The sequence below is a fragment of the Shinella zoogloeoides genome, assembly GCF_022682305.1.
Lineage (GTDB): Bacteria > Pseudomonadota > Alphaproteobacteria > Rhizobiales > Rhizobiaceae > Shinella > Shinella zoogloeoides_B.
Genome location: NZ_CP093529.1, coordinates 108,532 through 122,397 on the forward strand (window position 1 = coordinate 108,532; position 13,866 = coordinate 122,397).

The following is a 13,866-nucleotide window of genomic DNA, read 5'->3' on the forward strand; positions in this document are numbered from 1 at the left end:
CTGTGCCGAGCAGGCAAGAAGTGAGCGCCGGGAGAGGGTCGCAGCCCTCTCGTCGGCGGCGAGGGTCGGATCGGTGAAATGCTGACCGTTTGACGGGTCGAGCTAGAGTTTGATCGCCCTCGTCTTTCCCTTGAGGCCTGAACGGATACCTGCAGCCAGGCTGCGGACGACAAGCACAGGACAAGCGAAAGATGACCAATGATACCATCGGCGTCGACATCTCGAAAGATCATCTCGACGCCCACCGCATGAGCGACGGCGAAAGCCGCCGCTTCGCCAACGACAAGGCCGGGCACCGGGCGTTCGTAGGCTGGGCGGGCCGATGCGGTGCGCCCAGCCTACGAGCCGACCGGTCCCTATCACCGAGCCTTCGAGCGCAGACTGGCGGAGGCGGGCTTCGCCCTCGTCAAGGTCAACCCGCGACAGGCCAGGCGATTTGCAGAAGCCACCGGCAGGCTCGCCAAGACCGACCGTCTCGACGCCGCCATGCTGGCCCGCATGGGCCCGCTGCTCGACCTTGAAGCGCGGCCGGTGCGCAGCCCGATCCTCAACGATCTCAAGGACCTGCACATGGCGCGCGAGGCACTGGTGAAAAACCGCACGGCGGCAAAGAACAGGGCAAAGACGCTCGCCCTTGTCATCCTCAAGCGCCACAACGCCGAGCAACTCAGGCAGATCGAGCGCCAGATGGCCGCGATCGAAGCCGAGATCAAGGCCTTGATCAAGTCCGATCCCGGTCTCGCGCGCCGCTTCGACATCCTCGTCTCTATCCCGGGCGTCTCGACGATCACCGCCTTCGCGCTGATCATCGACATGCCCGAACTCGGCACCCTCGAAAACGGTCAGGCGGCCTCACTTGCCGGACTGGCTCCCGTTGCCCGCCAATCAGGACGATGGACCGGCCGCGCCTTCATCCGTGGCGGCCGCGCCAATGTCCGTCAGGCGCTCTACATGCCGGCTCTCGTCGCCATGCGCTTCAATCCCAATCTCAAGGTGAAATACGACCAGCTCATCGCCGTCGGTAAAGCTCCAAAGGTCGCCATCACAGCCATCATGCGAAGGCTCGTGGTGCTCGCAAACGCACTGCTCAGGGATGGCCGAAAATGGGCCCAAAACCTGCCTTGAACAACACGGATACTCTAGCAGCACCCCGCCTCGCCCTTTCCGCTCGCAAGCTGCTCGAGGATCGGGCAATCCGGCCGGTCGTCGCCGTGGCAATGGGCGGAGAGGTGCTCCAGCGTGTGCACCATTTCCTCCAGCAACCGCATCTTGGCCTTCATCTCGTCGATATGTTCGCTGGCGATGCGCTTGACGTCGGCGGAGGCGCGGGCGCGGTCCTGCCAGAGGGTGAGCAGGTCGCGGATCTGGGCGATGGAAAAGCCGAGGTCGCGCGCCCTTCGGATGAAGGAGAGTGTCGACAGGTCCCTGGGGCCGTAGACGCGATAGCCGGAGCCGGTGCGGCCGGCGGCGCGGATGAGGCCGATCTGCTCGTAGTGACGGATCATCTTGGCGGTGACGCCCGTCGCCTCTGCCGCCTCGCCGATGTTCATGTCCTGTCTCCCTTGAAGCGCTTCAGCCGCAGCGCGTTGGTGACCACGAAGACGCTGGAGAGCGCCATGGCGCCCGCCGCCAGCGCCGGCGAGAGCTGGATGCCGAAGGCCGGATAGAAGAGGCCGGCGGCGAGCGGAATGAGCGCGACATTATAGCCGAAGGCCCAGAAGAGGTTCTGGCGGATGTTGCGCATCGTCGCCCGCGACAGGGCGATGCCGGTGGCGACGCCCCGCATGTCGCCGGCCATCAGCACCACGTCCGCGCTCTCGATGGCTACGTCCGTGCCGGTGCCGATGGCGATGCCCGTGTCGGCGGCGGCGAGCGCCGGCGCATCGTTGATGCCGTCGCCGACGAAGGCGACCTTCTTTGCGCCGCCCGCCGAAAGTTCGCGCACGGCGGCGACCTTGCCGTCCGGCAGCACCTCCGCCATCACCCTATCGATACCGAGCCTGGCCGCGACGGCCTCGGCGGTGCGGCGGTTGTCGCCGGTGATCATCGCGACCTCTATGCCGAGCGCCTTGAGGCGCGCGACCGCCTCCTTCGTCGTCGGCTTCACCGGATCGGTGACGGCGAAGAGGGCGGCGAGCTTGCCATCCACGGCGGCATAAAGCGGTGAAGCGCCCTCGGCGGCCAGCCGCTCGGCATCGCTGGCAAAGGGGGCGACATCGAGCCCGCGCGCCTGCATGAAGCCGACCGAACCGGCTTCCACCCTGCGGCCGGAAACCTCTGCGGAAATGCCTTGTCCCGATGTGGTGACGAAGCCGGATGCCGCTGGAAGGTCGATACCCTCCGCCACCGCCGCCTCATGGATGGCCGTGGCGATCGGGTGCTCGGAATGCATCTCGGCCGCGGCGACCAGCGTGAGGACGTCCCCGCGCGAAAAGCCTTCCGCCGGCACGATTTCCGTCAGCGTCGGATGGCCGAGCGTCAGCGTGCCGGTCTTGTCGACGGCGACGATATCGGTGCCCTCCAGCGTCTGGAGCGCGGTGCCCTGGCGGAAGAGCACGCCGAGTTCCGCCGCCCGCCCGGTGCCGGTGATGATGGAGGTCGGCGTCGCAAGTCCCATGGCGCAGGGGCAGGCGATGATCAGCACGGCGACGGCGTTGACCAGCGCATGGGCGAGAACCGGGCTTGGCCCCAGCGCCAGCCAGAGGCTGAAGGTGATAAGCGCGACGGCGATGACCGCCGGCACGAACCATTGCGTCACGCGGTCGACCAGCGCCTGGATCGGCAGTTTGGCCGCCTGCGCATCCTCCACCATGCGGATGATCTGTGAAAGCACCGTATCGGCCCCGACGCGGGTGGCGCGGAAGGTGAGGGAGCCGGTCGTGTTGACCGTGCCGCCCGTCACCCGGTCGCCCGCCTGGCGCGCGACGGGCATCGGCTCGCCGGTGATCATGGATTCGTCGATATAGGAGTTGCCGTCCGTCACCTCGCCGTCGACCGGCACTTTCTCGCCGGGCCGCACCAGCAAGATGTCGCCGGGCACGACACTCTCCAGCGGCACGTCCTCCGGCTTGCCGTCGCGCAGCACGCGGGCGGATTTCGCCCGCAGGCCGGCAAGGTGGCGGATCGCCTCGCCGGTGCGCCCCTTGGCGCGCGCCTCCAGATAGCGTCCGGCGAGGATAAGCGTCACGATGACCGCCGCCGCCTCGAAATAGACATTGGCCGTGCCGCCGGGCAGCAGGCCGGGCGCGAAGGTCGCGACCGTGGAAAAGCTCCAGGCGGCGGAGGTACCGATGACGACGAGCGAATTCATATCCGGCGCAAGGCGCAGGAGGCTTGGAATGCCCTTGCGGAAGAAACGCAGCCCCGGGCCGAGAAGCACCAGAGTCGCCAGCACGAACTGGATCACCCGGCTCGTCTGCATGCCGAGAGTTGCATGGATATAATGACCGAAGGAGGGGAAGGCATGCGCGCCCATCTCCATGACGAAGAGCGGCGCGGTGAGCACGGCGGCGATCATGAGATCGCGTCGCAGGGTATTCGCCTCGGCGGCCCGCCGGTCTTCCTCGGGTGCGGCGGCCGTCTCGCGAATGGCCCTGTATCCCGTCTTCTCGATCGCGGCGGCAAGATCCTCGAAGGAGGCAGCCCCCTTGAGAAGGCGCACGCGGGCGCGTTCCTGCGCCAGATTGGCGGTGGCCTCCAGCACGCCGGGCACGGCCTTCAGCGCCTTTTCGACGCGGCCGATGCAGGAGGCGCAGGTCATGCCCTCGACGGGAAATTCCAGCACCTCCTCGGTAACGCCGTAGCCCGTCCTGCGCACCGCCTCGGCGACCGCCGTGGCATCGGGTGCGCCGGCAAAGGTCACGTCGGCCTTTTCCGTCGCGAGGTTGACGGCGGCGCCGGTGACGCCCGGCACCTTTTCGATGGCCTTCTCCACCCGGCGCACGCAGGAGGCGCAGGTCATGTCGGAGATGGAAAGCTTGATGGTCTGCTGGTCGTTCGCGGTGGGCATGGTGCACCTTTCATCCTATTCGGATAGATCGTGCACCTTCCCATGATGTCAAGGTCAAGCGTCCTTTCGACGCATCACGCATCGGCCGGCGAATAGCCTTCCGCCTCGATGACGGAGGCGACGGCGGCCCGGTCGCCGGCATTGGCGATGGAGACGCGCTTGGCGGCAAGGTCGATATCGATCTTGGCGGACGGATAGGCGGCGAGAACGGCGTTGGTGATCGTCTTGGCGCAGTGGCCGCAGGTCATGTCGGACACGGTGAAGGCGAGAGTGGTCTCGTTGCTCATGGGTGGTCTCCTGTTTTGTACCGGCATGCTGAAGCCTTCCCCCATGGCAAGGTCAAGAGCCTATCCGAGAAGACGCCGCAGGAGGGTGAGGAACTGGTCGCGGGCGCGCGTGCCGCCCAGCCGCTCCAGACAGTCCGCCTCGAAATCCGCCTCGGCGCGCCGGGCGTCGGCCAGCAGGCTTTCTCCAGCCGGGGTCAGGTGGATCGCGTAGGAGCGGCGGTCGTTCGGGGCGCTGCGTCGTTCCGTCAGGTGGCGGCTTTCCAGCTCGTTCATCAGCACCACGAAATTCGCCCGCTGGATGCCAAGCGCTGCCGCAATCTCCGATTGCTTCCGGCCGGGATTTTGCGCGATCAGGGACAGGACGCTGAATTCGGCCGGGCGCAGGCTCAGCCTGGAAAAGTGCAGCAGGAAACGGTTCGTGAACTGGCCGTGCGCCCGCCGGAGCTGATGCGTCACGCTTTGGGCGACGGTGGAGGTGTCGAGCGCGTCGTCGGCCGGAAGTTCGTAAGTTTCACTTATCTTTTCCAAGGCTTGGCCATCCTCGCCCGTGCCGGGCAGGTCCCGGCACGCGGTCTGGAATGAACCATAAAGGCACGGATGGCCCGCGCAAGATGCGTCTCGCGAGATTGCAGGAATTTTCTACGCGCAATCCATGGGCGAGAAATGATTTTGCCGGAAACCGTATCCGTCTCCACGCCTGACGTTTACTTCAGGCCGGCGTCACTCAATCATGGGTGGCTGTTTCCTCAGTCGAGGACGAATCGCTGGAGACGGTCCTGCAAGAGGCCGATCGTCGCGACATCGGCATTGGCGAAGGCGAAGCGTAGGTAGCCTTCCTGCCGCGCGCCGAAATAGCTGCCGGGAAGGCAGAGGATGCCGGCTTCCTTGGCCAGCTTCTCCGCCACCCTTGCCGAGGAAACGCCATCGAACGGATGGCCGATGAAAGCGAAATAGGCGCCGACCGCGCCGACACGCCAGGCCGGTGCGCCGGCCATGGTGGCGCGCAGCGCCTCCACCCGGCGGGCGATCTCGCGCCGGTTCTCCTCGCGCCAGTCCGCAAGCAGCGGAAGGGCCGTCGCGACGGCGGCCTGCGCCGAGCGCGGCGGGCAGATCTGGAGATTGTCCATGATTTTCGCCACCTGTTCGACGACGGCGGGGCCGGCCGTGATGGCGCCGAGCCGGTGGCCGGGGATGCAGAAGGATTTCGAGAAGCTGTAGAGGCCGATCAACGTTTCTTCCCAGCCCTTGCGGCCGAAAAGCTCGTGCGGACGGCCCGCGCCGACAGGCAGGAAATCGCGATAGGTCTCGTCGAGGATGAGCCAGATGCCGCGCGCCGCACACAGGTCGTAGATGGCCGAAAGCAGCTCCGGCGGATACACCGCTCCCGTCGGGTTGTTCGGGGAGACGAGGGCGATCGCCCGGACGTCCGGCGCGATGGCGGCGGCAAGCGTATCGATGTCCGGCAGGAAGCCGTTCTCCGGGTCGCAGGGCGCGAAGCGCGTCTTGATGCCGAGCATGGCCAGGGTGGTTTCCTGGTTGAAGTAATAGGGGTCGCTCATCAGCACGGCGTCGCCCGCCCCGGCAATCGCCATGGCGGCGCAGATGAAGGCCTGGTTGCAGCCCGATGTGACATGGACGTTGTCGGCTGCAAGCGGCGCGCCGTAAGTCCCGGCAAGATGTGCGCCATAAGCCTTGCGCAGGTTCTCCTCGCCCTCGATGGGGCCGTATCCGGTATAGGCGCGGGAAGCGGCGTTCTCGCCGAGCAGGCGCAACATTTCCGGATGAGGCGGATAGCCGGGCACGGCCTGCGACAGGTCGATCATCGGCCCGTTGCGGCCGTCATAGGCGGCGGCCCAGGCGAAGACGGAGGGGATCGGCGGGGCGGCGAGGGTTTCGACGAGCGGATTGAAGCGGGGCATGGACGTGTCTCTGAAGGTCAGGCGCGGGTCTTGCGCTGGGGGCTGGAGGCGGTCCGGCGCGGGGCCGGGGCCGGGAGGGGGCGATGGGGTTCGGCTGCGCGGCCGCGGCCGCGCAGCAGCATGCGGGCGGAAGCGTGCGGTTCGGGCAGGTTCTCCTCGAGCGAGGCGAAGAGCCAGTCGATGAACACCTTGACGATCGGCGTCTGGCGGGCGGACTGTCGGCAGGTGACGTAGAAGGCGTGGTTGGCCGGCACCGTCAGGTCGAAGGGCACGACCAGCTCGCCCCGGGCGATGAGGTTGCCGGCGGTGATCGTGTCGCCGAGCGCGATGCCGTGGCCGTGCAGCGCGGCCTCCGTGGAAAGGCGGGCGTCGCTCATGAAGTGCTGGCTGCCGCGCACCATGTCGATGGCGTCGGCCGCCGCGAGCCAGGTGTTCCACTCGCGCCCGTCGTCGCCATGGAAGAGCGTGTGGTCGGCAAGGTCGCGCACGGAGCGCAGCGGCCGGCTGTTGAGCAGCGTCGGGCTGGCGACCGGGAAGAGCTGGATGTTGGACCACAGCCGTGTCCAGCAATCCGGCCAGTTGCCGTCGCCGTAGAAGACACAGACGTCGGTATCCAGCGAGCGTAGGTGATCGGCATCGTTGGAGGCGATCAGCGAGACGCGTACGCCGGGAAACTGGTCGGTGAAGGTGTCGAGGCGCGGAAGCAGCCAGAGCGAGAGCAGGGCCGGCACGCAGGCGATGGTGATCTCGCCGCGCGTTTCCGGCTGGCGCATGAGCGCGGTCGCCGCCGCGATCTCCCCGAACGCATTGGTGACGGCCGGCAGCAGCAGCGCGCCCTGCGGTGTCAGCTTCAGCCGCTTGCCGCCGCGCTCGAAGAGCGCCATGCCGAGCGCCTCCTCCAGCGCGCGGATCTGGTGGCTGATCGCGCCGTGCGTCACGCTCAATTCCCGGGCGGCGGCCGAAACGGATCCCCGGCGGACGGTGGCCTCGAAGGCGCGCAGGGGATTGAGCGGCGGCAGGCGCGAGGCCATGAAAACGAACCCGGTATGTGAATTTTTCTCACCGGAAACGCTATAACAATGTCAATTGATTTTCCAGACGTTTTGCAACGATAATACGAAAAACGAGGGCGTAGCCCCGGGGAACGGATCGGGAGGCTCACGGCCCTGCCCTCAAGAGGGCGAAGGCGCGGCGTACGGCAGGCGATGCCGGGCTTTCTTCCCGAAATTCCTGCCCCGGCGGCTTTCGCCCCTTCCGTGCCGGCGACCGGCTGGCATAGAATGGCGACAACGGGAACAAGCCGGGCGGGATCGACCCGCCGGCCTACAAGGAGAAAGACCACCATGCGTGATATCCTCAAGACCAATGCCAGCCGCCGCGCCGTGCTGGGCGCGGGCGTCGCCGGCGCCTCGCTGCTTGCCATGCCCGCGATCCTGCGCGCGCAGGAACGGTCGCTGAAGGTCGGCGTCTACGGCGGCTATTTCAAGGATTCCTTTGACAAGAACATCTTCGCCGACTTCACGAAGGCGACGGGCATCGCCGTGGAATCGGTCGCCGAGCCGACGGGTGAAGCGTGGCTCGTCCAGCTCGAGCAGGCCGCCCGCGCCGGTCAGGCCCCGGCCGACGTCTCGATGATGTCGCAGGTCGCCATGCTGAAGGGCCAGTCCACCGAACTGTGGGCGCCGCTCGACATGGCGAAGATTCCGAACGCCTCGAACCTCATCGAGCATTTCATCAACAAGTACCCGGATGGCCGCGTGGCCGGCATCGGCGCCGTCGCCTGGTACATCACGCTCGTCACCAACACGGATGTCTTCAAGGAAGCACCGACCTCCTGGGCCGCGTTCTGGGATCCGGCGAACGCCGACAAGCTCGGCCTGCTGGCACTCGTCTCCAACTCCTTCCTGCTGGAAGTGACCGCCAAGACCCATTTCGGCGGCACGAACGTGCTCGACACTGAGGAAGGTATCCTCAAGGCCTTCGAGAAGCTCGCCGAGGTCCGCCCGAACGTGCGCCTGTGGTATCGTGACGAGGCGCAGTTCGAGCAGTCGCTGAAGTCGGGCGAAATCCCGATGGGCCAGTACTATCATGACGTGACGGGCCTTGCCGCCAAAGACGGCCATCCGGTCCGCTCCACCTTCCCCAAGGAAGGCGGCATCATGGATTCAGGCTGCTGGGCGCTGTCGCGCGCTTCCAGCAAGGTCGAGGAAGCCCATATCTTCATGAACTACATGAGCCAGCCGTCGATCCAGGCGCTGCTGTCGCGCAAGGTCGGCACCGCGCCCACCGTCAAGCGTGACCTGCTCGACCTCACGGCCGAGGAATTCGCTGCGGTTTCGTCCGATATCGATCCGATCATCCCGCGCTACGACCTCTACACCACCAAGGCCGACTGGCTGAACCAGAAGTGGACGGAAATGATCGTCGGCTGATAAGAGCCTGCCGATCCCGCCCGGCCGCCCGCATGAAGCGGCCGGGCGCAAGAATAACAAGCGCGCCGAGCGGAGAACCAATGTCCGGGCTGACCCTTCAGAACGTCACCAAGCAATTCGGCACGTTTACGGCCGTCAGGAACGTGCAGCTCACGGTGCCACATGGCACCTTCGTCTGCCTGCTCGGCCCCTCCGGTTGCGGCAAGACCACGCTGATGCGCATGGTCGCCGGTCTCGACCTGCCGACGAGCGGCGAAATCCGCCTTGACGATCGGGACATCACCCATGTCCCGACCCACAAGCGCGACCTCGGTATGGTCTTCCAGTCGCTGGCGCTCTTCCCGCACCTTTCCGTCGGCGAGAACATCGCCTATTCGCTGCGCATCCGTGGCGTCGGCAAGGAGGAACAGAAGAAGCGCGTCGACGAGCTTCTGTCGATGATCCACCTTACGGGCTATGCCGACCGCCCCGTCGCGAAACTCTCCGGCGGCCAGCGCCAGCGTGTCGCCATCGCCCGGGCGCTTGCCATCTCGCCAAAACTCTTCCTGCTCGACGAGCCGCTTTCGGCGCTCGACGCCAAGCTGCGCGAGGCCATGCAGGTGGAGTTGCGCCAGCTCCAGCAGCGCCTCGGCATCACCACCATCGTCGTCACCCACGACCAGCGCGAGGCCATGACCATGGCCGACACGGTCGTGGTGATGAACGGCGGCGAGATCCGCCAGGCCGCCCCGCCGGTCGAGATCTACCGACGCCCTGCCGACACCTTCGTCGCCGACTTCATCGGCATGACGAACCTTATAGACTTCTCCGCCGACGCCACGGGCGCCTCGGTTCTGGGCACAACGGTTTCCGGCCTCGCCATCCCCTCCGGCCTCACCTCGGGCATTCTCTCGGTGCGCCCGGAGGACGTGCGTCTCACAGCCCCCGGCAATGGCGCGATCACCGGCACGGTCACCTTCGTGCGCGATCTCGGCGGCACGGTGGAAACCTTCGTGGAGGCCGGCGGCAAGCAGGTCGTCGCCGTCTCCATGCCGAACGCCCGGCCGGATGTCTCCGTCGGCCAGCAGGTCGGCATCCAGCTCGACCCGGCCGATTGCGTGGTGCTGAAGTCATGAGACGCGAAGCCCCGCAGAAGCTTTCCGATTACGGCCCGCTCGTCTTTCCGGCAGGCATGCTGATCGTCTTCTTCGTCGTGCCCTTCGCGACGATGATCGCCGTCTCCTTCTTCAAGCGCGATCCGGCCGGCTTCTACTCGGCTGATTTCGTCTTCGACAACTACGCCCGTTTCCTCAGCCTGTTCTTCGGCAAGGTGCTCGGCTTCTCGCTGCTTCTCGCCGTCACCGTCGCCATCTGCTGCGTGGCGCTCGCCGTGCCCTTCACCTATCTGCTCTCGCGCGCCAAGCGCCGCACGCAGGTGCTCTGGCTGGTCGGCTTGCTGTCGATCCTGTCGCTGTCGGAAGTCATCATCGGCTTTGCCTGGTCGACGCTGTTCTCGCGCACCGCCGGCATCACCAATCTCCTCGTCACGCTCGGCATCATGAAGGAGGCCGTGGCGCTGAACCCGAGCTTCGGCGCGGTGCTGACCGCCATGGTCTACCAGGCACTGCCCTATACCGTGCTCGTGCTCTATCCGGCCCTCGTGCGGCTCGATCCGACATTGACGGAGGCGGCGCGGACCCTCGGCGCGTCGCCGGTCAAATCCTTCTTCACGGTCGTCGTGCCGGCCCTGCGCAACACCATCGTCGCAACCCTGATCATGGTCTTCATCTTCGCGCTCGGCTCCTATCTCCTGCCGCAGATCCTCGGCCGTCCGCAGCACTGGACGCTTTCCGTGCTCATCACCGACCAGGCGATCTACCAGTCCAACATGCCGTTCGCCGCCGCCATGGCCGTGTTCCTCGTGCTCGTCACGCTCGGCCTCGTCGCGCTCACGGTCTATGCCGGCCGCAAGGGAGAAGCCGCATGAACACCTTCCTGCAGCGCGCCTATCTCGGCCTCGTTGGCCTCTTTCTCTCGCTGCCGATCATCGTCGTCGCGGGCGTTTCGGTGAACGAGAAGCAGACGCTCGCCTTCCCGCCGCAGGGCTTCTCGCTGAGCTGGTACGGCGAGATCTTCGCAAATGCCGAATGGCGCAACGCGCTCTTCGCCTCGGTGACGCTCGCCGCCCTTTCGGCCGCCGTTGCGCTCCTGATCGCGCTGCCGCTCGCCTGGTTCCTCTGGCGGCGCGATGCGCCCTGGGCGAACATCTTCCAGCTTCTCGGCATCGCGCCTTTCACGCTGCCGCCGGTCATCACCGCGCTCGGCCTCCTCACCTTCTGGGCGACGACCGGCTTCTACGGTCAGCCGGTGACCGCTGTCATCAGCCACGCCATCTTCTTCGTGACGCTGCCGCTGGTGACGCTCTCGCTGGGCTTCTCCTCCATAGATCGCTCGCTTGTGGAAGCCGCTGCGACCATGGGTGCGGACGACCGGACGATCTTCCGCACCGTGGTCCTGCCGCTGATCCTGCCCTATCTCGTTTCCGGCTACGCCTTCGCCTTCGTGCTGTCGCTCAACGAATATATCGTGGCCTACATGACGATCGGCTTCACCATGGAGACGCTGCCGATCAAGATCTTCAACGCGCTGCGCTACGGCTATACGCCGACGATGGCCTCGGTCACGGTTCTTTTCGTCGCGATCGCCGCCACCATCTTCGGTCTCGTCGCGCGCTTCGGTGACCTGCCGAGGCTGCTCGGCGCGATGCCGTCAAAGGACTAGAAACCATGCGGATCGCCGCCCTCCAGATGCATGCCATCGCCGGCGACGGCGAAGCCAATCTCCAGCGCATCGCGGCTGCCGCCGCCGATGCCGCAGGCGGCGGTGCCAAGCTGCTGATCGTGCCGGAACTTGCCGTCACCGGCTACGGAGCGGGAGACGCTGCCTTCACCCGGCTGGCCTCGCCGGCGACGGGCGACGTCGCGGCCCGGCTCGGCGCCATCGCACGGGACAACGGCATCGCCATCGTCGCGGGCTTTGCCGAGCGGGAGGGTGCGCTGACCTATAACAGCGCGCTCTTCACCGATGGCATCGGCACCAATGCTGTCTATCGCAAGTCCCATCTCTACGGCGATTACGAGCGCGACGTCTTCCAGCCCGGCACTCCCGCCTCGGTCATGGTGGAACTTGGCGGCGTGCGCCTCGGCATGCTGATCTGCTACGATGTGGAGTTTCCGGAAAACGTGCGCCGTCTGGCGCTGGCCGGCGCCGATCTCGTCGTCGTGCCGACCGCCTTGCCGAAAGGCTCTTCCGGCACCTTCATCGCCAACCACATGATCCAGGTTCGCGCCTTCGAAAACCAGGTTTTCGTCGCCTATATCAACCATTGCGGCGCGGACGACCGCTTCACTTATGCCGGCCTTTCCCGCATCGCCGCCCCGGACGGCAAGCTGCTGGCTGAGGCCCCGGCGGAGGGCGAGACCCTGCTCTTCGCGGAAATCCGCCCCGGCGACTATGCGACGTCCCGCGCGGAAAACACCTATCTCGTCGATCTCGGCCGGCCTGACCGTCAGGCCTGATAGGTGATCCGGCCGTCACAGATCGTGGTGACGGGACGGATCTTCGCGAGATCGCCGAAGTCGGCGGTCTCGACATCGGCCGAGAGCACGACGATATCGGCGAGATAGCCGGGTTTCAGCACGCCCTTGCGGTCCTCCATGAACTCCACCCATGCGCCGTTCTTCGTATAGGCGGCCAGCGTTTCGTGGAGGGAGAGCCGTTCGTCCTTCATGCCGCCCTTCCAGACGGTGCGCGTCATGGCGCATTCGATGCAGTGCATCGGGTCGAGCGGGGAAACCGGCCAGTCGGTGGCGAAGACGATGGGCGCGCCGGCGTCGGTGAGCGTGCGCCAGGCGAAGGCATAGGGCCAGCGTTCCTCGCCGATATAGGAGAGATAGGGTTCGAGCGGCAGGCCCGCGCTGCCCGGCGGATGCGTCGGCTGCATGGAGGCGACGGTGCCGAGTTGCTTGAAGCGCGGAATATCGTCCGGATGGACGACCTCGATATGCTCGATGCGATTGCGGCTGTCGCGCTTGCCATTGGCCTCGATGGCGGCCTCGTAGCCGTTCAGCACCATGCGCACCGCGCCGTCGCCGATGGCGTGCACGGCGACCGGCAGGCCGAGCTTGTCGGCGGCAATGGCGATGGCGTCGAAGCTTTCCTGCGAGAACAGGGGGTCGCCCTTCCAGCCGGGCTGGTGACTGTAGTCGTCGACAAAGACGGCGGTGCCCGATTCGGTCACGCCGTCCATGAAGAGCTTGACGAAATCGGAGCGCAGGCGATCGGTATTGAAGCGCTTGCGCCATGCCGCTGCCTTGGCCTCGATATCGGAGAGCGGCATGAAGTTCTTCATGTGGAAGGGCATGCGCACGCGCACCGGCAGGCCGGTGGTCTTCTCGATCTCGTCCAGCATTTCGAGCTGGTAGAGGCTGCCGTCCATGTTCTGCAGCGAGGTGATGCCGAGCGAGGCGACATAGGCGAGACCTTCCTTGAGAATCTCGATATCCGCGGCGCGCTCTTCAGCCGTCACATGCTCCGGGTCGCCGCCGGTGCCGACGCCGAGCATCTCGCGCCCGCCCGTTTCGCTGAGCGCGGAGACGGGGCGGATGGCGTTGCTCTCGCGCAGCTCCCCGTTGGCCAGCCCGTCCTCGCCCATGACGATTTCGTTGCCGATGCCGACGTCACGCCCTTCGAGGATGCCGCCCATCTTCAGCGCCAGCGTGTTGGCCCAGGCGGTATGATGGTCCGGCGCGAAGATCAGCACGGCGCGATCCGGCAGGATGCGGTCGAGATGATGGCGTGTCACGCGTTCGTCGTCGGAAAGGATCGTGTAGTCGGCATGCTGGGCGATCAGCACCGCGCGCTGCGGATAGTCGGCCGCATAGGCCTTCAGCGCCGCCGAGAGCGCGTCGAAGCCCTTCACGCCCATCAGCGAAAGCTCGCGCAGTTCCGCCGAGCCGCCGAAGATGTGCATATGCGCTTCGTTGAAGCCGGGTAGAACCGTCGCGCCCTTCGCGTCGATCACATGGGTGTCGGGGCCGGAATAGGCGTCGATCTGCGCCTCGGAACCGACGGCCAGGATGCGGTTTGCGGAAACGGCGAGCGCGGCGGCACGCGGATTGGCGTCGTCCATGGTCAGCACCCGCGCGTTGCGGATGATGAAGCTCGCTTCGGTCTGCATG

At 66.2% G+C, this 13,866-nt stretch carries 12 protein-coding genes and 1 pseudogene; 6 read left to right on the top strand and 7 right to left on the bottom strand.

All coding sequences use genetic code 11. The features are described from left to right. The first annotated feature begins 191 nt into the window (after positions 1-191). Positions 192-1,125: pseudogene (locus MOE34_RS21965) on the top strand (IS110 family transposase). A gap of 14 nt (positions 1,126-1,139) precedes the next feature. Here the strand turns inward: MOE34_RS21965 and cueR are convergent. From cueR to MOE34_RS21995, 6 genes are all read right to left on the bottom strand, one after another. Then, positions 1,140-1,550, bottom strand: a complete 411-nt coding sequence (gene cueR / locus MOE34_RS21970; RefSeq protein WP_242224740.1) for a Cu(I)-responsive transcriptional regulator — start codon at positions 1,548-1,550, stop codon at positions 1,140-1,142. Further along, positions 1,547-4,009, bottom strand: coding sequence for a heavy metal translocating P-type ATPase (locus tag MOE34_RS21975; protein ID WP_242224741.1), 2,463 nt, complete (start codon positions 4,007-4,009; stop codon positions 1,547-1,549). The genes cueR and MOE34_RS21975 overlap by 4 nt, the downstream gene beginning before the upstream one ends. Before the next feature lie 74 nt (positions 4,010-4,083). After that, entirely contained in the window at positions 4,084-4,296 is a 213-nt protein-coding gene (locus MOE34_RS21980) for a heavy-metal-associated domain-containing protein (RefSeq protein WP_242224742.1), read from the bottom strand. Between the two features lie 60 nt (positions 4,297-4,356). After that, entirely contained in the window at positions 4,357-4,824 is a 468-nt protein-coding gene (locus tag MOE34_RS21985; protein WP_242224744.1) for a MarR family winged helix-turn-helix transcriptional regulator, read from the bottom strand. 218 nt (positions 4,825-5,042) lie between these two features. After that, positions 5,043-6,215 carry an aminotransferase gene (locus MOE34_RS21990; RefSeq protein WP_242224746.1) on the bottom strand — a complete coding sequence of 391 codons (1,173 nt, stop codon included), beginning with the start codon at positions 6,213-6,215 and terminating at the stop codon, positions 5,043-5,045. 17 nt (positions 6,216-6,232) lie between these two features. Beyond that, entirely contained in the window at positions 6,233-7,246 is a 1,014-nt protein-coding gene (locus MOE34_RS21995) for a LysR substrate-binding domain-containing protein (RefSeq protein WP_242224747.1), read from the bottom strand. Between the two features lie 312 nt (positions 7,247-7,558). Here MOE34_RS21995 and MOE34_RS22000 point away from each other — a divergent pair, with 312 nt between their 5' ends. From MOE34_RS22000 to MOE34_RS22020, 5 genes are all read left to right on the top strand, one after another. Next, positions 7,559-8,647: an ABC transporter substrate-binding protein gene (locus tag MOE34_RS22000; protein ID WP_242224749.1), complete on the top strand. Its 1,089-nt coding sequence runs from the start codon at positions 7,559-7,561 to the stop codon at positions 8,645-8,647. 80 nt (positions 8,648-8,727) lie between these two features. Continuing rightward, the gene (locus tag MOE34_RS22005) at positions 8,728-9,762 is read left to right on the top strand and encodes an ABC transporter ATP-binding protein (protein WP_242224750.1); all 1,035 of its coding nucleotides are present in this window, start codon (positions 8,728-8,730) and stop codon (positions 9,760-9,762) included. Then, a complete protein-coding gene (locus tag MOE34_RS22010; protein WP_160785762.1) occupies positions 9,759-10,613 on the top strand; it encodes an ABC transporter permease in 855 nt (284 codons plus the stop codon). Before MOE34_RS22005 ends, MOE34_RS22010 begins: the two co-directional genes overlap by 4 nt. Beyond that, a complete protein-coding gene (locus MOE34_RS22015; protein ID WP_242224751.1) occupies positions 10,610-11,407 on the top strand; it encodes an ABC transporter permease in 798 nt (265 codons plus the stop codon). Before MOE34_RS22010 ends, MOE34_RS22015 begins: the two co-directional genes overlap by 4 nt. 5 nt (positions 11,408-11,412) lie before the next feature. After that, a complete protein-coding gene (locus MOE34_RS22020; protein WP_242224752.1) occupies positions 11,413-12,204 on the top strand; it encodes a carbon-nitrogen hydrolase family protein in 792 nt (263 codons plus the stop codon). Here the strand turns inward: MOE34_RS22020 and MOE34_RS22025 are convergent. Next, positions 12,195-13,865, bottom strand: coding sequence for an amidohydrolase (locus tag MOE34_RS22025; RefSeq protein WP_242224753.1), 1,671 nt, complete (start codon positions 13,863-13,865; stop codon positions 12,195-12,197). The genes MOE34_RS22020 and MOE34_RS22025 overlap by 10 nt on opposite strands. Position 13,866 lies beyond the last annotated feature (1 nt).

Excerpts from the sequence above, each read along its gene's own strand:
- MOE34_RS22020 (WP_242224752.1), top strand. The coding sequence starts at position 11,413 with ATGCGGATCGCCGCCCTCCAGATGCATGCCATCGCCGGCGACGGCGAA.
- MOE34_RS21980 (WP_242224742.1), bottom strand. The coding sequence starts at position 4,296 with ATGAGCAACGAGACCACTCTCGCCTTCACCGTGTCCGACATGACCTGC.
- MOE34_RS21990 (WP_242224746.1), bottom strand. The coding sequence starts at position 6,215 with ATGCCCCGCTTCAATCCGCTCGTCGAAACCCTCGCCGCCCCGCCGATC.
- MOE34_RS22025 (WP_242224753.1), bottom strand. The coding sequence starts at position 13,865 with ATGCAGACCGAAGCGAGCTTCATCATCCGCAACGCGCGGGTGCTGACC.
- MOE34_RS22010 (WP_160785762.1), top strand. The coding sequence starts at position 9,759 with ATGAGACGCGAAGCCCCGCAGAAGCTTTCCGATTACGGCCCGCTCGTC.
- MOE34_RS21975 (WP_242224741.1), bottom strand. The coding sequence starts at position 4,009 with ATGCCCACCGCGAACGACCAGCAGACCATCAAGCTTTCCATCTCCGAC.
- MOE34_RS22015 (WP_242224751.1), top strand. The coding sequence starts at position 10,610 with ATGAACACCTTCCTGCAGCGCGCCTATCTCGGCCTCGTTGGCCTCTTT.
- MOE34_RS21995 (WP_242224747.1), bottom strand. The coding sequence starts at position 7,246 with ATGGCCTCGCGCCTGCCGCCGCTCAATCCCCTGCGCGCCTTCGAGGCC.
- MOE34_RS22005 (WP_242224750.1), top strand. The coding sequence starts at position 8,728 with ATGTCCGGGCTGACCCTTCAGAACGTCACCAAGCAATTCGGCACGTTT.
- MOE34_RS22000 (WP_242224749.1), top strand. The coding sequence starts at position 7,559 with ATGCGTGATATCCTCAAGACCAATGCCAGCCGCCGCGCCGTGCTGGGC.
- cueR (WP_242224740.1), bottom strand. The coding sequence starts at position 1,550 with ATGAACATCGGCGAGGCGGCAGAGGCGACGGGCGTCACCGCCAAGATG.